This is a genomic window from Acutalibacter sp. JLR.KK004 (assembly GCF_036941085.1).
In the GTDB taxonomy this organism is placed as follows: Bacteria; Bacillota; Clostridia; order Oscillospirales; family Acutalibacteraceae; genus Acutalibacter.
In genome coordinates this window covers 1-18605 of the sequence record NZ_JAYMNQ010000005.1, presented here as the reverse complement: position 1 = coordinate 18605, position 18605 = coordinate 1, and the positions used below count along the sequence as shown (strand labels likewise).

At 49.3% G+C, this 18605-nt stretch carries 12 protein-coding genes and 3 pseudogenes; 1 reads left to right on the top strand and 14 read right to left on the bottom strand.

Features of this window, described 5'->3' with window-relative positions; all coding sequences use genetic code 11:
- Positions 1-297: 297 nt before the first annotated feature.
- The 11 genes from VSQ30_RS20465 to VSQ30_RS20410 all read right to left on the bottom strand — a co-directional run bounded on the left by VSQ30_RS20465 (position 298) and on the right by VSQ30_RS20410 (position 13796).
- A complete protein-coding gene (locus VSQ30_RS20465; protein ID WP_160644646.1) occupies positions 298-597 on the bottom strand; it encodes a hypothetical protein in 300 nt (99 codons plus the stop codon).
- A gap of 158 nt (positions 598-755) precedes the next feature.
- The gene (gene rpe, locus VSQ30_RS20460; RefSeq protein ID WP_160644644.1) at positions 756-1382 is read right to left on the bottom strand and encodes a ribulose-phosphate 3-epimerase; all 627 of its coding nucleotides are present in this window, start codon (positions 1380-1382) and stop codon (positions 756-758) included.
- Positions 1383-1605: 223 nt separating this feature from the next.
- Positions 1606-2529, bottom strand: a complete 924-nt coding sequence (locus tag VSQ30_RS20455) for an AEC family transporter (RefSeq protein WP_334467115.1) — start codon at positions 2527-2529, stop codon at positions 1606-1608.
- 129 nt (positions 2530-2658) lie between these two features.
- Complete coding sequence (locus VSQ30_RS20450) at positions 2659-2952, bottom strand: hypothetical protein (RefSeq protein ID WP_334467108.1); 294 nt, start codon at positions 2950-2952, stop codon at positions 2659-2661.
- A gap of 164 nt (positions 2953-3116) precedes the next feature.
- Positions 3117-4532, bottom strand: a complete 1416-nt coding sequence (locus VSQ30_RS20445; RefSeq protein ID WP_334467106.1) for a resuscitation-promoting factor — start codon at positions 4530-4532, stop codon at positions 3117-3119.
- 506 nt (positions 4533-5038) lie between these two features.
- Entirely contained in the window at positions 5039-5503 is a 465-nt protein-coding gene (locus VSQ30_RS20440) for an HD domain-containing protein (RefSeq protein ID WP_334467104.1), read from the bottom strand.
- A 290-nt stretch (positions 5504-5793) separates the two neighbouring features.
- Entirely contained in the window at positions 5794-7005 is a 1212-nt protein-coding gene (locus VSQ30_RS20435; protein WP_003526283.1) for a tyrosine-type recombinase/integrase, read from the bottom strand.
- A 147-nt stretch (positions 7006-7152) separates the two neighbouring features.
- Positions 7153-8370, bottom strand: a complete 1218-nt coding sequence (locus VSQ30_RS20430; RefSeq protein WP_257591551.1) for a tyrosine-type recombinase/integrase — start codon at positions 8368-8370, stop codon at positions 7153-7155.
- A gap of 883 nt (positions 8371-9253) precedes the next feature.
- Positions 9254-9667, bottom strand: coding sequence for a sigma factor-like helix-turn-helix DNA-binding protein (locus tag VSQ30_RS20420; protein ID WP_257591553.1), 414 nt, complete (start codon positions 9665-9667; stop codon positions 9254-9256).
- 475 nt (positions 9668-10142) lie between these two features.
- Entirely contained in the window at positions 10143-12398 is a 2256-nt protein-coding gene (locus VSQ30_RS20415; RefSeq protein WP_334467099.1) for an ATP-binding cassette domain-containing protein, read from the bottom strand.
- Between the two features lie 3 nt (positions 12399-12401).
- Positions 12402-13796, bottom strand: coding sequence for an MATE family efflux transporter (locus VSQ30_RS20410; protein ID WP_257591555.1), 1395 nt, complete (start codon positions 13794-13796; stop codon positions 12402-12404).
- A 565-nt stretch (positions 13797-14361) separates the two neighbouring features.
- Here VSQ30_RS20410 and VSQ30_RS20405 point away from each other — a divergent pair.
- A pseudogene (locus VSQ30_RS20405) lies at positions 14362-15542 on the top strand (IS256 family transposase).
- A gap of 67 nt (positions 15543-15609) precedes the next feature.
- On the opposite strand, the pseudogene VSQ30_RS20400 reads toward VSQ30_RS20405, so the two are convergent.
- The 3 genes and pseudogenes from VSQ30_RS20400 to VSQ30_RS20390 form a co-directional block, all read right to left on the bottom strand.
- Positions 15610-16302 (bottom strand): annotated as a pseudogene (locus VSQ30_RS20400) (AraC family transcriptional regulator); the annotation flags it as partial.
- Positions 16291-16986 (bottom strand): annotated as a pseudogene (locus tag VSQ30_RS20395) (relaxase/mobilization nuclease domain-containing protein); the annotation flags it as partial. The pseudogenes VSQ30_RS20395 and VSQ30_RS20400, both read right to left, overlap by 12 nt.
- A 269-nt stretch (positions 16987-17255) precedes the next feature.
- Positions 17256-18275, bottom strand: a complete 1020-nt coding sequence (locus VSQ30_RS20390; protein WP_160644764.1) for a PDDEXK nuclease domain-containing protein — start codon at positions 18273-18275, stop codon at positions 17256-17258.
- Positions 18276-18605 lie beyond the last annotated feature (330 nt).

The following is an 18605-nucleotide window of genomic DNA, read 5'->3' as shown; positions in this document are numbered from 1 at the left end:
TATTAACCTTTGTCATGGAAAAATGCAAGCCTTTTTTTAAACTTTTTTGACGAATTCACATAACCGGGAGCAAATGTGGAAAACTAGGGTTTTAGGCGGTCTAGAGCCATTTTTGCCGTGTGAGCAGGGCAAAAAGCCACTAGCTATTGGATGAATTGCCATGATTTCACTTGACAGAGTGCGGCAACTTTGGGGATTTTGCCCAGCGCAAAAGGAAGCGAATTGGCAAAAAAAGAGAAAAAAGTGACAGATTTTTGGAAAAAATTTTTTTCATAACCAGCGGAAAAAGGCGGAAAATCAGTTTGCCAAAGGCCGTCCCAGCTCGTGAATGGCGTTTTTACTCAGTTCGGCGCCATGTTCGCGGCGGTAAGCATACAGGACGGGGGCTGAGCCGATACAGCAGCCGGGAGCCACCCGGCGGACCACTTGTCTGTCCCTCAGGGGGGCCTGCACCGCGAGATAGTAGCGGCCGCCGCTGAGGGAAAGCCCGGCGGTGAGGGCGGGGCGCAGGCGGTAAAGAGCCTGCACAGCGGCGCACAGGGAGGAGGCGTCTGAGAAGCAAAAAACAAGGGGCTGCGCAGGGGTTTTCAGTCGCAAGGGCAGCACCTCTCTTTGTTTTTTCTTCTATTATACGGCTGCGCCGCTTCAAAAGTGCCTGTTCACCTGCTCCCACATTTCGTATACATATATATAGGATCTACCAAACTTTGCGGAAAACAAATTTTCTGGAAACTTCTTCCGAAAGCTTTCTGCCTTTACACACCCCGCAGCCACGCAATTTCCCCAGCGGGATCCTGGCTTTGAAATACGGCTGTGCCTGCCACGATATTGTCCGCCCCGGCCCGGGCCACCAGGGCTGCTGTGTCCCGGTTCACCCCGCCGTCCACCTGCACAGAAACCACTGGGAACCGCTTTTTTATTTCCCGGATTTTATCCAGCGGCCCTTCCATCAGCTTCTGCCCGCCGAAGCCCGGCTCCACAGTCATCACTGTCACCAGGGAGAGCTTCTCTCCCCAGGCCCCGATGGCCTCTGCGCCAGTCCCGGGCTTTAACGCCACGCCGGCCTTCGCGCCGCTTGCCAGAATGGCCTCCACCAAGGCTTCCGGGTTGTCTCCGCACTCCGCGTGGAAGGTGATGCCGTCTGCCCCGGCCCTGCGGAACACACCGATATAAGGCAAGGGGTTCTGAACCATTAAATGCACGTCGAAAAACAGGGAGGTTTTATCCCGCAGGGCAGCAATAACCGCAGGCCCCATGCTGATGTTGGGCACGAACACCCCGTCCATCACGTCAATATGGAGCATGTCCGCTGTTCCCACCCGGGCAACCTCCCGGCCTAAGGCGGAAAAATCCGCCGCTAAAAGTGATGGCGCTATCTGCATAAAATCGCCACGCGATACAGGATCCGCACAAAAAGGAACAAGCCATTCGCCTTTTTGTGCCCGTATCATTCCTTTCTTTAAATATTTTCGCCCCAAAAATTAGTTTTTCGGTCAAGCCTTTTCCCAAAAAGGCTTGCGGGGATTGGGGTGAGCGTCTGCCAGTGGCAGACAAGCTGCGAACCGACCGAGCCGGCAGGCGAGACCAGCGCCCCGCGATCTTGCCCTAGAAAAGGAACTGGCAGGCAAGCTGGGCCAGGATGGTAAAGATGGGGATGGTGATAATGGAAAGCACTGTGGAAACCGCCACTGTCTTAGAGGCAAGCTCTGAGTCCTGGTGGTATTCCACCGCGAAAAGCACTGTGTTCGCCGCCACCGGAGCCGCCGCCTGTATCACGCTGCTCACCAGCAGATCCGGCTCCGGTCGGATAAGCAGCAGCACCGCCAGATACGCCGCCGGGGCCGCCACCAGGCGGAGGGCCGCCATTTTGTACACTGCCAGATCGGAAATAAAGGAGTGGAGATCCACCCGGGCTATGTAGCTGCCAATGACCAGCATAGCCAAGGGGGTATTGAGGTTTGACAGGAAGCCTACCGGCTCGGTGAGCAGCGCGGGAAGCTGAAGCTTGAAAAAGTAAATGGGCAGGCCGAAAAGCAGGCCAATCATCCCCGGGTTCAGCAGCACTGTGCGAAGGTTCATCTTTGCCCCGCCACTCATCATGTTGTAGCCATATGTCCAGCAAATTACATTAAACACGACGATGAAGAAGGAGCCGTAAATAACCCCCTTGCCGCCTACAATGCTCTCCACCAGGGGAATGCCCATGAAGCCTGCATTGCTGAAAATGACGGCAAAGCGCAGCACCTTTTTGCGCTCTGGCGGTTCGTTCCGGAAGGTTATCAGGCTGATAACCAGGGACAGCGCTATAGCCACAGCCGAAACCACCACAGCCAGCAGCATTTCCGAAACCTGCAGCGTGCCGGTATCCCCTAAGAAGGAGTTGACTATCAGGCAGGGAGTGACAATCTTAATCAGCAGCGAGGTTACCTCTGCCGCGCCCCGCTCCGTAAACCAGCCGCATTTTGTCACCGCATATCCCACTGCGATGAGGATTAAAATCACCGCGACCTTTCCCATAATCACCATCATTGCTTCCAAAGCTACTCTCCGCCTTCCTCTTTTTTTGTCCGTCCATGTCCTATAATGTCACGCCGCTTTATGAAAACAAAATACCAGCCGTTTTATGAGCCGCTCTTTATTCTCCAAGCGATGGATTCCCTACTTATCCGGCTTTTTTTCCTTCCCGGTTACGGCTTCCCGCCTTTTCTGCCTGTATTCCCGCACAAAGGCAGCCGCCAAAATCAGCAGCGCACCTCCTGTGACACACCGCAGGGCAATCCCCCAGCCGCCTTCAAACAGCTTCATCTCTGGCATCAGGGCGTCTGCCAGCCACCAGGCCCCCAGAAACAGAAAGAAGCCGCCGGCAAAATAGAAAATCCTACTCTCTTTTGTCATGGAGAAAAGCAAAATCAAGCCGACAGCAAACCATAAAAATGCGTAAAAGTACTGCATACCCGCCGCTCCCCCTTTCTTCGCTTTTCTTATTATAGCCGTTTATGGGGAAAATTACAAGAGAGGGCAGGGCGGCATTTTCCTCAAATTCTATTGCACGATTCATATAAGGCTGTCCTGCCAGGCAAAAAGCGGGAAGCCTCACAGCCTCCCGCCCTGTCTTTTTAATCCAAAATGTAAATCACCATGTCCCGCCTGCCAATATAGCTGCACTCCTCCAAGGTGTTATAGCAGAGATCCGCAAGCACCGTGCCGTCCAGCAGCGCCCCGCCCGTGTCAGCCGCCACGCCGTATCCGTATACCACGCTGCCGTCCGCAGAGGTTACATACATCCGGGTGCCATAGGGAATGACGCTGGGGTTTACCGCGATAACGCCATACTCCGCTTTCATCCCGATGGAGGTGGTGCCGCCGGGTATGGAATAGGCCGTACACTCGCCTACCATCCTGTTGGAGTAAGAAACTGTGTTGCCCATGCTGTCCACAAAGGTGCCGGCGCCTCCTGTGCCTGTACTGCCAGCGCTTGTGCCGCCGGAAAGATTCACCTGCTGCCTGGTGCCGGTCAGGATGATTTCTTCCACAGGTTCCTTTGTAACAGTTTCGGAAACCACTTCCCGGCTTTCCTCCACGCCTTCGACATAGGTAACCTTATAAACGGTTTCCTTCTGGCCTTTTTCTCCGGGGGTTTTTATTTCCTCCTCCCCGGCGAACAGGGTATCGCTGTATTCATAGCGGGTGGTGAAATCCAGTTCCTCCACCAGATTTTCCTCTTCCACGCGTACCCGCTCTATAACGATTTTCATGCCGTCCTGCAGCATGTCTGTCCGCTTCACATTGAGCCTGTCCTCTTCCCCCAGCTTGATGCCTGCGCTACGCAGGGCCGCCTGAACCCGCTGGGAGGGCACCTCGTATTCCTTCGTCTTTCCGTCCGCTGTCACAGTAATTTTCACCAGCCGGGAAACCCGAAGATTCATTTTATCAAAGAGCGGCTCTTCCAGGCCATAGTTGCAGGCATCCTTGTCCCGCAGCTTAATGCCGGCCTGCTCCAGGGCATCTGCCACAGTGCCCCCTGTCATGGAAAGTGTCTGCGTTTTCCCCTCCATCGTTATGGTGATTTCACAGGCCCGCTTTATCTCTACCGCCAAATCTGTTGTAATCACCATGTCCCGGCCCGGCGTAACCAAATCTTCCTCTTTTACCAGGATATTGTTTTCAGCCAAGGCCTTGCGCACTGTGTCGCCTTTATAAGCCACGAACTCATGGGCCTGTCCTGCCTCCGACACCCGCAGTTTCACACCCCGGCGGATATTTACTGTGGTGGTATTTTCCACCCGCTCCGCCACGTCAAGAGGGCCTAAGGGAGCAAGCCCCTGCTGCCGGGCCTGATGCAGGATGCTTTCCAGATCTGTGCTTTTCATATTAAAGGTATAAGAAATCCCGCCATCCAGCACAGTGGCGGAAACCGTATTCGCCATAACAGATACTACCGAGAAAACACTGAACAGGAAAAGTAGGGTACATACCGCAGCCATGCGAACCAGCCAGTACCGCAGGGTCTTGCTTTTGTGTTTGCAGTGCATAGGTTTCATACTCCTTTCGCTGCCCAAGCAGGGCAGTCGCTGTACATAGTATAGTATGAAATACACGATCTGTCAAGAATGTCCCCGGTCATGTTTTGTGAATTTCGCACAAATTTGAATGGTACATACCTTGACATAACTCAAAAATTCCCCCTGTTTCTCCAGGTTTCTTCCTCTTTCACAGACTTATGGAAACTTCCGCCTGTGCAAATTGTATCAATTTCTCTGCCCCAAGCCCATACCCTCGCCTTTTTTAAACAGATTTATGCATTTTTATGTCGATCTCCCTGCTGTTCCCCGCTATTTTCTGGCTTTACAAGAAAAGTATATGCATATTTTTTACAGTCTTATACACTTTTCGCTCAATCTTAAGTATTTGGCTCCCTGTTTGCATAGACATGCAAAACCTAACGAAAAATTTCCCAGTTTTCTCCTGAAAACCACATTTTATATGGAAGTCATACAGCTTTACACCTATATATGGGGGTTCAACAAGGGAAAGGCCTTTACATGCTTGCCCCCAACTCCGCGCACAGGTGGCGAAAGCGTTCTGCCTCCTGTAGGGCAGGCGGCTGGGTGGGGGTGAAAAGGCAGTGCTGGAGCACGTCTGCGTCAACGAGAACCTCTGTAAAAGGATTGTGCCGGGCAGCTTTGTCGCTGTGGGCATAATTGGCAGCGCTGATTTTTTCTATCTCGTCCGGCGTGAAAAGCCCTGTAGGGGAGAGCAGTTCCCGGGCCAGGGCCGCCCCCTGATGGGCATGATCAGCAGGATTCCCCGTACGGTATGTGTGTAAATCATGCAGCAAGCCGGCTGTTATGGCCAGTTCCACGTCTTGCCCCCTCCTTAAGGCCAGCAGGGCGCAGGCCTGGGCCACGCCGTACAGATGAATGCAGGCGGCTTGCCGGTCTTTGGGCAGGGTTGCTTCTATGATTTTTCCAGCAATCCCTTTCACGACTTCTATGCGGTTCATGAAAACTACCGCACGATACAGAAACCGTATCGTTCCTTTCCTCGTATTTTTCACACCAGGCGCACATTTTCTTTCTTCTGTACCAGATAAAATAAAGGAAAAGGCTCCGAAAACCCGGAGCCTTTTGGAGAGCAAAATGAATTTAGCGCTTGCTGAACTGCGGAGCGCGACGGGCCGCTTTGAGGCCGTACTGCGCGAGTTTTTGAGCTGTTTTCCCTTGATACTCCGGGCTTTTCCGGCTTTCTGCCTCTCAGTTATCCGGTGTGCGGACCATAAAAAACGGCCTTTTTTCATTCAGCAATAGCCTGATGAAACGCACCATTTACTACCCCAAACAACTCCTCTGGTTTATTGTACTTCACTTTTGCATAGATGTCCATAGTTGTTTTGCTGTTTTCGTGTCCGGCAAGGTATTGGACGGTCTTTGGATCAACACCAGCATAGAGAAGATTGGTAATGTAAGTGTGCCGCAGCTGATGCGGGGTTACATCAAAGTCCAGCGTATATCTGATTTTGGGTTGATTTTTCTGGGTCATGCCCAGCGTTGGGGTAACCGTGTATTTGATGCTCTGCCCATTCACATACTTATAATAGTTCCGGGGCTTAGTGGAGCGGACAACAACATACTGCCACACTCTTTGAAACTGCGAAGCAGCCAGCGGCTCCCCTTTGCTGTCAGCAATCACATAATCTGATATGGAATTTTCTTTCGTTTCTCTCAGACAATCCACCAAACACTTCGGTATCGGAATATCCCTTTTTGCCGCCGGAGTCTTTAGCACCGTAGAAATCACGGGTCTGTTATGCTCTGTACGCCATGCCCGCCTCACCGATAGATAAGGTGTATCCTCGTCCAGAAATACACAATCCCATTGCAGTGCAAGAATTTCTTCCCGACGCAGACCGGAATACAAACCGAGCATAATAAACAAATATGGAGGAAGTCCCTTGACTGTATCCAGAAGCACGGCTACCTGCTGATCTGTCAATGCCTCCTTCTTTTTTGTCGGTTTTCCGCCTTTACCGGATATTCCCGCACAGGGATTGTGTTCAAGAATTTGGTTTCTCTCTGCCGCATAAAAAATGCACTTGAGTAGCATATTGACCTTATTGTATAAGCCTTCCGATTTCTTTGACAATGGAACAAGCGCCAGCCGAATATCGTCAGCGGTCACTTCTTCCATATACATCTCTCCCAGAGGTTTTATGATATAGTTTGTCATATCCCTCGTATAACCTCTGAGTGTAGACGCAGACACCTTTGCCGACTGCATCAGCAGCCACTTCTCTCCATACTCGGCTACTGTCGGGTGCTGCCGGTGAAAGATAATTTCTTCCACCTGCTTCCGGGCCTCTAACTGCTTCTCATACAATTCTTCACAAGTTGCGGCATACAAACTCAACTCTTTGCCATCTGCATCCGTAATCCTGGTTCTGTAATACTGGATTCCTTTCAATGTAATGGTCCCGTACTTCGGGATCTGTGTTTTCTTTTTTGCCATCTTTGATCGTCCTTTCTTGATAATGTGTAGTCTCCGTATCTACACTCTCTTTTTATCAGAAAGCCTCGATTTAATCAAAGATACGGCTGAGGTAAAACAAAGAGCGAGACATCCTTGCCTCGCTCCTGCTTCATTTCCTATTTGTTATTACTGTGCTGCATCCCAGCTTGCAAACGCACAGTTCATTGATCTGACCAGCTCATCTGGTCTGTTGTACTTAACCTTTGCATAAATGTCCATGGTAATCTTGCTGCTTTCATGGCCTGCCAGGTATTGAACCGTTTTGGGATCTACCGATGCATGAATGAGATTGGTAATGTAAGTATGCCGCAGCTGATGGGGTGTTACTTCAAAGTCCAGACTGTAAACCACTTTTCCGTTATGAGCAGCCTTTTCTCCCAAGACAGGTGTGACAGTATGCTTTACTCTTTTTCCATCTTCATACCGATAATAGCTCCGCTCCTTGACCGTCCTCGTAACAATATACTGCCAAAGTCGCTTAAACTGCGTGTAGGACAGCGGTTCGCCATCCCGGTTTGAAACCACATACTCCGAAGTCGAAGTTTCCTTTGCTGCTTTCAAACACTCAGCCAAGCAAACAGGAAGGGGGATATTTCTCTCCGCAGCCTTGGTTTTCAATTCATCCGAAATCACCGGTCTGTTATGTTCGGTGTGCCATGCCCGTCTTACCGTCAGATATGGAGTATCTGTATCCAGATATACTGAATCCCATTGCAGAGCAAGAATTTCTTCCCGGCGTAGCCCTGCATATAAACCAATCATGACAAAGACATAAGGCGGTAAATCTCGGATAGCATCCAAAAGGCACTCCACCTGTTCATCTGTCAAAGCCTGACGATCCTCTTGTGGAACACCGCCACCTTTTGTTGTCAGATAAATCGTTGGGTTGTGGTCAATAATCCTGCTTTCCATCGCTGCGCGAAAGATAGACTTATAGAGAATTACCACAGATTTATAAACCGATGCGGATTTCTTGGAAACCGGAACAAGGGCAAGCTGAATATCATCCAGGCTAACCTCTCCCATCCGTTTATCTCCCAATTCCGCTATAATATGCCGCCTGACCTTTGATGTGTAATCCGTCAAGGTAGTGGCTCGTACATGAACCGACTGCATCAGAAGCCACTTTTCACAATACTCTGCAACTGTGGGCGTTTTCCGATGAAAAGTAGCATTCTCAATCTGTTCCAACGCAAGCGTTTCTTTGTTATATAGTTCTTCAGGTGTTTTTGCGTAGATAGCTACGAGCTTACCATTCGCATCTTTGATTCTGGTCCTATAATATAGGACACCTCTTTTCATGACTGTGCCATATTGAGGAAGTATTATTTTTCTATTTGCCAATTCCTCCACCTCCTAAGAATAATCTCCAGCGCTGTACCTTTGTTTTATCAGACCTCTCTGATTCCATCAAGGATACGGACCGGCTCACGATCTTCCGCTTCGAGGTTTACGGTAAGTTACGCTTCTCTCAACTGGTTTTGCTCTGTGCGTGCATTTTGCGATATACTCCTGGAGACCTGCCGCAGTAAAATACACACAGCCATTCTGAACATACTGCACATAAGAGATCAATCCGTTGTTACGGGCGGCATCCAGCGTTGCTATGCTGATTCCTAAGATTTCAGCAGCTTCTTTTCGTGTAATGAGCGTCTTGATAAAGAAAACAGAGTAGAGTGTTCCCTTCAAGATCAGATACCATGCGCTGGCAGTTTCGGCTGCCAGCGTATTCATGTGATTTTGAAAGCACGATGATAACCTTGACAGATTGGAGGGAATATAGTCTATGGAAAAGCTCAGTATTCTTTCCCTATTTGTAATGTTCATTTTTCGTCATATTTGCCACGCCTCCCTGACGATGGGAACATTACCGGTCTCCGCTGGCGCGGCTGTCATAACTCCGCAGCATCGTTCTAAACGTGTGCCGCAGGGTTCCCCCCAAGTCTATGGCGGGCCGTGAGGAAGTATCTTTAAGCCCCCACACAGTTGTCGCGCCCGGAGTGCCAGTCCAGGTTCAGAAAGTCCGTTTATCGCTGGGAGCAGCTTGTCCATCACCTCCTGAAGCTGCTTCGTCATGGCGGCGGTCCCTGTTCGCTCGTGTGCAGGTTATGTACCGGTAATGCCGTATATTCAGTTGTCAATGTACCGATGAAGGGTGGATAAACTTGTCCTTCTTACTAACACTGACAAAAAGAATAAAAAAACGGGCGCATCAAACGAAACTTTATCAAAAATATTTTGCTAAGTTCTTCAGCCCACGCCGGATACTGTCACGGACACGGCTTGGGTCCACACCTTCCGCTGCGGCAATTTCACTTATCGCCATTCCCATGTAATAGCGGGCATAAATCCGCTTTGCCTGCTTTTCTGGCAGGGCCATCACAGCGGAATAAAGCTGTTCTTGCAGCTGCTTTTCCTCCAAAAGCTGTTCCGGTGACTGCGGCTTATGTAGGACTGCATTTTCAATGCCATTCTCACAGTCCAGAGAATACTGCGCTTTATAGCGGTACATCCTCCGGTCATAGGCGGCATCTGCACGTTCAGAGGCGCGGATAGTCTCCAACACTTCTCCTGTTACTTCTACAAAAAGATCAGTTTTATAAACATCGGGATACAACTCCCGAAGATTGATATTCTGCATTATGTACCTCCATTTCGATTCACGGGCGGTTGACGGGTGAATCGAATGGAGGCGGAGATCGGCAGCGAGGGAATTTGATGCTGCACTCCCCAAAACAACAAAGAAAAACGCCAGTCTTCCACAACGGAAAACTGGCGCAACAAAAAGCCCTATTATTCTGCTGATTTAGATAGAACGATAATGCCGATGCATTGTCGCAATATCCCGGAGGAGGGACAAGGCTTTTTTTAGATGATATAACTCATGAACAGTGTAAATAGCGAAGATTGGCATGGCGGCATCCTCCTATAAACCGCCAATTCCGGCATCACCTCTGTGAACAAAAAAGGCGGTTCACTACTCAAAACCGCCGCTGGAATATTTAGAGAGCGCACAAAATCAACCTGCCCTGCAACGGTTTTTTTCTTTCCCCGTCAATGGGGCAGGCCAATTAAAATATATAACAGATTTTAGTTTTTTACTTTTTTGACTCTTTTTATAGGCTACCTGATATAGTGCATGACGAGCGCAGACTGTCAGCTGTCAATGTTTTTGCACTTTGTATCATCTCCATAGGTGTTCCAGTGAACACAACCTCGCCGCCGTTTTTTCCGCCGTCCGGGCCAATGTCGATGATCCAGTCTGCCTGTTTCATGACATCAAGGTTGTGTTCTATCACAACCAAGGTATTCCCTCTGGAAACGATAGCATCAAAAAGCATAAGAAGATTTTCAATGTCCGACATATGCAGGCCCGTTGTCGGTTCATCCATAATAAAAATGCTGCCTTTCTTGTCCAAGTTCTTTGCCAGCTTGAGCCTTTGCCGTTCACCTCCTGACAGTGTGCTGAGCGGCTGGCCCAAGGTAAGGTAGCCAAGTCCCACCTGCTGCATCACCCGCAAGTGCTTTTTTATTTTTGGGCTGTCGAATAGATTGAGTGCTTGCGATGCTGTCAGGTTCAAAAGTTCTACAATATTTTTCCCCTTGTAGGTGCATACAAGAGCCTCCTGATTATAACGGACACCGCCGCAGGCTTCGCATTCTGTCACGATGGGGTCCATAAAAGCCAATTCCGTTACAATCACGCCTTTTCCGCCACAAACCGGGCAGGCACCATCGGAGTTGAAGCTGAACAGGGTGTCCGGCTTTCCGTTTTCCTTCGCCAGCAGTTTTCGGATTTTATCAAAAAATCCCAGGTAGGAAGCGGGTGTGGAGCGATTTGTTGCTGTGATTGGCCCCTGATCTACCATCACAACTTGATCCCCATATATTTTTGCGAACACCTGAGCGACCAACGTACTCTTTCCGGACCCGGCCACGCCAGTGACAACCGTCATAATTCCCAGCGGAATATCCACATCCACGTGCTTCAGATTGTGAAGGCAAGCGTTGCGAATCGGAAGTGTACTCGTTGCGCGGCGGGGTGTTTCCTTAATGGGCAGAACAGTCCGCATGGCTCGCCCTGTAAGTGTATCGGCGTTAAGAAGTTCCTCATAGCTGCCTGAAAACACAATCTCTCCGCCCTCTTGCCCCGCCCGTGGACCAACATCAATTACATGGTCGGCGATAGAGATTACATCTCTATCGTGTTCCACCACCAGGACTGTGTTTCCTTTGTCCCGTAATTGACGGAGTAGACGGTTCATACGGTAGACATCGCGTGGGTGCATACCGGCGCTCGGCTCGTCAAAAATGTAGGTCATTCCGGTCAGACTGCTTCCCATATATCGAACCAGTTTGAGGCGCTGGGCTTCTCCTCCGGAGAGAGTTGAGGTTTCACGATTGAGGCTCAGGTAGGGCAAGCCGATTTCAATGAGACGTTCCAACCCTTCCGTCAATGTTCTCACTAGCAGAGCCACCTTTGGCTCTGTAATGGTAAGGAGGATTTCCCGAAGCTGAGTAAGCTCCATCTCACACATCTGGGCAATCGAATAACCTTGTATTTTACAGTTCAGGACTGCCTGATTTAGCCGCTCTCCGTGACAGTCAGGGCAGTCTTCCTCCCGAATCAAATGACGTAGTTTTTCCTGCGTATGCTGGCTTTTACCGCTGATGTCCCGTGTCAGAAGGGCTTTTGTATATTTGTGGTAAAGGCCGGGAACCTTTGGGTTCTCCTCCACGCCCTCGCCGCTGCGGGAACCGTAGAGAAGAAGATTGTATTCTTCCGCAGAGTACAATTTCACCGGCTTGTCTAAATCAAACAGGCCGGACTCGGCATACTGCCGCCAATACCAGGTTCCAGGACGGTAAAGAGAATCCTTTACGCAGCCCTGATTCCACGATTTCTCTGGGTCAATGAGCGCGTCTACATCTACTTTTGTGACTTTTCCAATACCGGAGCAGGTTTTACACATTCCATTGGGGTCGTTGAAAGAAAAGTAGGATGCTGTTCCTACAAACGGCTGCCCTATCCTGGAAAATAACAACCGAAGGCTGGCATACAAACCGCTGGCCGTTCCCACCGTGGAGCGGGCATTCCCGCCCAGAGAGGATTGATCCACGATCACGGAAGGTGTCAGATTTTCGATGCTCTCCACAGCGGGCTTCGGATACTTTGGAAGTCTCTGCCGCACAAAGGGAGGGTAGGTCGCATTCATCTGCCGCTGTGATTCGGCGGCAATCGTATCAAAAACGATGCTTGATTTTCCAGAACCGGACAGCCCGGTGAACACAGTGATCTTCTCTTTCGGGATACAAAAACTGATATGCTTCAAATTATTCTGGGTCAGGCCCTGCACAAGAATATCTGCCATCTATCACACCTCACTTCGTTTTCTTTCCCGGTCATGCCACAGTAGCAACACGATCAACAGCGCCGCCAGACAGTCCGCTACCGGGCCTGCGTACAAGACACCATCAAGCCCCCAAATACGGGAAAACGCCATAACCAACGGAACCATCAAAAGCAGAGGCCGCAAGATAGAAAGTACCATTGCCTTTATCGCCTGTCCTGTGGCCAGATAATACTGAGCCGATACAACCTGGAAACCGGCCACGGACATACCCAGCAGGAATATCCGCATACACCGGATTCCAAATTGCATATAGGAAGGTTCCTTCATTCCAAACATCTGCAATATTTCTGTCGGGAACAGGATGCAGCACAGCCATCCGATGATAGAAATAACAGTTGCTGCGCAAGCAGCTTTCTGAAAGGTCTCTCTCACACGATGATTCAGGCCAGCGCCATGGTTGAAACCGATGATAGGCTGCATTCCTACCGCAATCCCGACACAGACATAGATTACGACAGAGCTGATCCGAAGTACGATGCCAATTACACTAAGGGTGGATTCACTTCCAATTCCCGTAGCGCCAAAACGCACTACTGTCTGATTTAGAACGACTTGTAAAATTGTAGTTGCAACCTGTATCATGCTGGCAGAAACGCCAAATGCGATTACCTGTCCACAGATGGGAAGCGATGGACGGAAGTTTTTTCGCTTCAGACGAATTCTGCTCCTTCTCAAGAAAAAGACCAGAAGTATCACAGCAGGCACCATCTGCGAGATAAGCGTGGCGATTGCAGCTCCCTGAATACCCCAATCCAAAATAAAAATACAGACGGGATCGAGAATCAAATTCAAAAGTGTGCCAGTCAGTAACGCCCCCATTGCGAGGATCGGGCTTCCATCCGACCTGGCCATACTGGATAAGGCAATAGACAGCATACTGAAGGGAGCGCCAAGCAAAATAATAGGAGTATAGCTTAATACATAAGGCAAAGACCCGCTTGTGCCATCGGTCGCTCCCAAAGCAAGGACCAGTGGTTTCAGGACACTAAGGCAAACTGTTGTGAAGAGAATTCCGATAACAACAGACAAAGTAAACACTGTCCCCAGTGTTTTTTCGGCCTCTTCATTTTTTCCCGCGCCCATGCTCATTGCCGCGTAGACGCTACCGCCAATTCCCAGCAGAGTTCCGATTGCTAAAATTGCAGTGACAAGCGGAAATGTTACCGTTGTCGCCGCATTGCCCAAGTATCCTACGCCTTGCCCAATAAAAATCTGATCTATCACGTTATACAAGGCATCCACCAGCATTGACAGGATAGAGGGGATCGTAAATTTTACAAGCAGAGCATTAATCGGTTGAGTGGCAAGCGACACTCCGATTTTTGGGGTTATGTTCGTTTCCATGTTCGTTTCCATTTTCTTCTCCTTTGCGTTTCCTCATATTTATTTCCGCACTTTAGCATATCAAAGAAGTTGCCCCCATTCATGATACTTTTTGCTGATTTTCACTGCGGAAGGAATTCTTGATTTCTAAGGACTTTAGAGCAAAGCATATATAGATACTTGACGAAAGGTGCCGGGGTTCATATACTTTAAGGACAAAGAAAGGAAACACTTGTGATAGTGGGGGATCGCAATGCACTTTGTAAAAACGAAAGGAATTTTATCAGCTTCAAATGGAATGAATTTATGGAGAACTGAAGCAAAGGGCCATTGTAAAAAATAATTTGAGACTCCACCCTCAAAAACACATAACACATAAAAATGCGAAAGACTGCTTGTGTAGCAGAATTTCGCATTTTTTGTGTGGTTCTAAATTTTGAATTCTTTTTCCGGGATAGAGCCATTATAAATCTTCTCTGATAAGGTGATAAGGTAGAATAATTTTCGCAAATTGAAAAGTAAACAAAAGAAGACATGGTTTGCAGCCCTCTGGTAGAATGAAGTCGCGACACACCATTCTGAAAGGAGCGAGCAAACCATGCCTGAAAAGATTGTACAGCTGAATGAGGAAGTAATCAAGGGGCAGCTCAAGGAACTTGTGCGTGGCAGCGTAGAGGAGACACTCAACAAGCTGCTGGAGGCCGAGGCAGAGAAGCTGACCCAGGCTGCCCGGTACGAGCGTAATGAGCAGCGCCAGGGGTACCGGAGCGGCCACTACAACCGGAATCTCACCACTACATCCGGGGACGTTACCCTGAAGGTGCCCAAGCTCAAGGGGATCTCCTTTGAGACCGCCATCATTGAGCGGTATCGCCGCCGGGAGAGCAGTGTAGAAGAAGCTCTCATTGAGATGTACCTGGCAGGCGTATCCGTCCGACGTGTGGAGGATATTACTGAGGCTCTGTGGGGCAGCAAGGTGTCTCCGGCCACCATCAGTGAGCTGAACAAGAAAGCGTATGTCCACATTGAAGACTGGCGGAACTGCCCTCTGCAAGGCGGGCGCTATCCGTATGTCTATGTGGATGGGATCTACCTGCGCCGAAATTGGGGCGGAGAGTTTGAAAATGTGGCCATTCTGGTGGCGATTGCAGTGAATGAGGACGGATACCGTGAGGTTCTTGGTGCCGCCGAGGGGATGAAAGAGGACAAGTCCAGCTGGGTCAGCTTCTTCCAGTGGCTGCGCGGCCGCGGCCTGGACGGGGTTAAACTGGTGGTTGGAGACAAATGCCTTGGTATGCTGGAAGCTGTGGGAGAAGTATTCCCAGAGGCCAAGTACCAGCGGTGTACTGTGCACTTCTACCGCAATGTGTTCTCCGTAACGCCTCGCTCCAAGGTGAAGCTGGTGGCAAAGATGCTCAAAGCAATCCATGCTCAGGAGAGCAAGAAAGCTGCCCGGGAGAAAGCCAAAGCCGTGGTGGAGCAACTGCGCTCTATGAAGTTGAAAGAGGCCGCCAAGAAGGTGGAGGATGGCATTGAGGAAACGCTGACTTACTGCGATTTTCCCAGCGAACACTGGACTCGCATCCGTACCAATAACGTCATTGAACGGCTCAACCGGGAGATCCGCCGCCGCACTCGTGTAGTGGGCAGTTTCCCAGACGGCAACTCCGCCCTCATGCTGGTCTGCGCCATGTGGCCGGCACCCAGTGGGGCAACAAGAAGTACATGAACATGAAGCACCTGGAGGCTGCCCTTGAGGACGCCTCCATTGCTGGCTGACTTCTCTCATGCCAGGGCCTGCAAACCATTTTGCGAAAAATCCTTGACACTACCTCTTCTCTTGATACTATTTGATAGGAATCAATATTTTTACTTCGCTATTTAGATCATCCATTGACAGCACGTCATGCTCATATATTTCAAAATCCTCCCTATCATCCAGTTCCTCTTTCGTAGATTGCAACCATGTTCCATAGATGTACTGATATGTTTTCAGCAAATTTGTCAAAGCACCTCTATGTGTGAAAACAGCGTATCTTCCTGCATTCAGTGTTTTGAAAGCCATCGTCTGGGGCAGTAATTCAAAAGAATCCACCGGACAGCCAATCAATACCGAAAAAGAGACATCTCCATTTTTCGTATAGGTCGTTTGCTGGGTTTCGCAAACGCTGATCCCCAAACCTGATGATGTTAAAAGTTCCTTGTGAAGTTTGATAAACTGATTCCACAATCCCGGAAGCTGATTATCGGAAAGGGTGGTCTTTCCCCGGAGACCCGCAATCTTCATCGCCTCCAGAGAGAGAATCTCAGGTGAATGTGAAATATTATTCGCAATATGAGCCACATCTTCAGGATACAGTTCTTTCTTTGCGGTTAATACTGAATCTATACCTGCTTTACGATAATCCACCGGACTCACTCCAAAGGCAGCCTTAAACGCCCTGCTAAATCCTTCAGGCGATTCAAAGCCGCTGTCAAAAGCAATATCAATAATCCGTTGGCCGGAATAAATCAATTTCTCCGATGCCCGGTACAACCTGCGCCGGTTGATGTAATGCCCGACAGATTCTCCCAACACAGAAGCAAACAATCTTAACAGTCCGTCAAAGTCTGCCGGTTTCTGTTCTAATGCCTGGTCAATCATCACGCGGAGCTGTTCCCGGTGAGAGGGCTTCGCCTGATCCCCCAGCCATTTGTTGTAGCTTTTTCCATGCGGTTTTGGGTCCTCTACAATGGAATAGCCATTCTCAACGCAGATGGTATCATTCAGCCGCCGGACCGCGCGGGTGCTGCCCCAGAAGTTTCGGAATTTCCGGTCACAGTTCACATTGACTGCGTTCCAGATGATGTGGTTATGGATATGGGATTTGTCGATATGGGTGCAGACCACAAAGGCGTGATTTCCCTTGGTGAACCGCTTTGCAAACTCCACGCCCAGCCGGTTGGCTTCTTCCGGGGTGATCTCACCGGGGACAAAGGACTGCCGGACATGGTAGGCCAGCACATCGTCCGCGCCCCGTACCCGTCCAGTGGTGGAAATGTACTCACGTTTTGCCAGCAGAAACTCGGCGTCGGCTACTCGGCTGTCACACGCAAAGCCGGTGACGAGCCTGCCGTTGTCTGTCTTTTGTGGGTTGGCTACATAGTCGATAATGTCACTGACCGCCTGGCTTTCGGTGCGGCCTTTGCCGGTGTGCAGCGGCATGATGCGTGTGGTTGCCATGATGGAATCCTCCCTTCATAACAAAACGGTCTGCATACGCAGACCGCTTGTTTCTTTTTATTCATCATTTTTATATCGGATGATCGGAATTTGTCTGACCTTTTTTCCAATAGTCCGGCGCTCTAACGCAAAGACCATATTGCTGGTGCGCTCAAAAAACCCGATGTCCTTTTTCCAGCTCATCCCGCATTTACAATGCTGTAAGCCGATAAACTGCTGTTTCATTTTCCTGCCGCAGACGGGGCAGACTTTATTACTGGCTCCCATATTTATTCTTCCATCTTATAAAAGCTGTCCAGGTTCAGCTCCCGTTTCAGTTCTTCTTCGGATGGCAAATAAGTAAAATACTTCGACGCGAATATCTGGCGGTTATCTTCCGGCAGCGTATATTTTACAATGGAATCTCCTTTGTCCGCGCAAAGGACAATGCCAATCGGCGGCGTATCACCGTCATTCATCATCTCACGAGTATAATAATTCACATACATCTGCATCTGGCCCAAATCCTGATGGGTCAGCTTGCCCATTTTCAAATCTATGAGGACAAAGCATTTCAGAATATAATTATAAAAAACCAGGTCGATGAAAAAGTCCTGCCCATCCAGTGTAAACCGTTTTTGGCGCGCCACAAATGAAAAACCGCGTCCAAGCTCTAAAAGGAAGTGCTGAAGATGGTCAATCAGGGCTTGCTCCAGTTCGCCCTCATACACATGAGTGTCCGGCTGAATCTGCAAAAACTCCATCACATAGGGGTCCTTGATAATTTTTTCATATTCCGGTTTTGGCTCGGTAGACTGGATTTCTTTTGCTACAAGTGATTTATCCTGACTCGCTAAAATGCGTTGGTAGTACATGGTGTTGATCTGCCGTTCCAGTTGCCGGACACTCCACGCAGATTTTACACATTCTTCCGCATAGAAAGTCCTTGCCTGCTCGTCTGGCACACGCATCAAAAGCCGGTAGTGGGACCAGCTCAATTCGCTCCACAGTGTGGAGCGAATTGGAAAGGTGCAGTAAAATTGCCGCATATTGCGTAATCCCTGAACACTAAAACCCTTTCCAAATTCAGCAGTCAGCTGTTCAGACAAATATTGCAGCAGCTTCTTTCCATACTCGGCCCGGTCATTTTCCCCACACGCTTTATAAATTTGTTCGCCTATTTCCCAATAGGTGATTACCATAGTGGAATTTATTGCCGCGCTTAAACGGTGCTGCGCGGAAACAATCGAATTGCGGATAGAATGATAGGTCTGTTCCGCATTTTGGTTAATCTGCAAATCGTGATTCAATTTTGCTCCCTCCTTGCCTATGGACGATTATACCACGAAATCACCAAAAAACAAATGCACCAAATATCTTGCTGTCTTTTTCATAAAAGCTGCGTTTGTTCTCATTGGAGAGCGTCAAAAGCCCGCAGTAATGGGACCATGACAATTTAACAGACGGTGTCTGGCATTTTCATAAGCCGGACAGAACGCCCTCATAACTGATGGGGAACATCCCCCATTAACTTACCCCACTAACATCCCTCATTAACTTACCTCATTATTGTTTCAGATATTTTACCCGAAAACTTTTCGTTTGATTTATACTCACCGCAGATTTTGCAGTAATGCCCG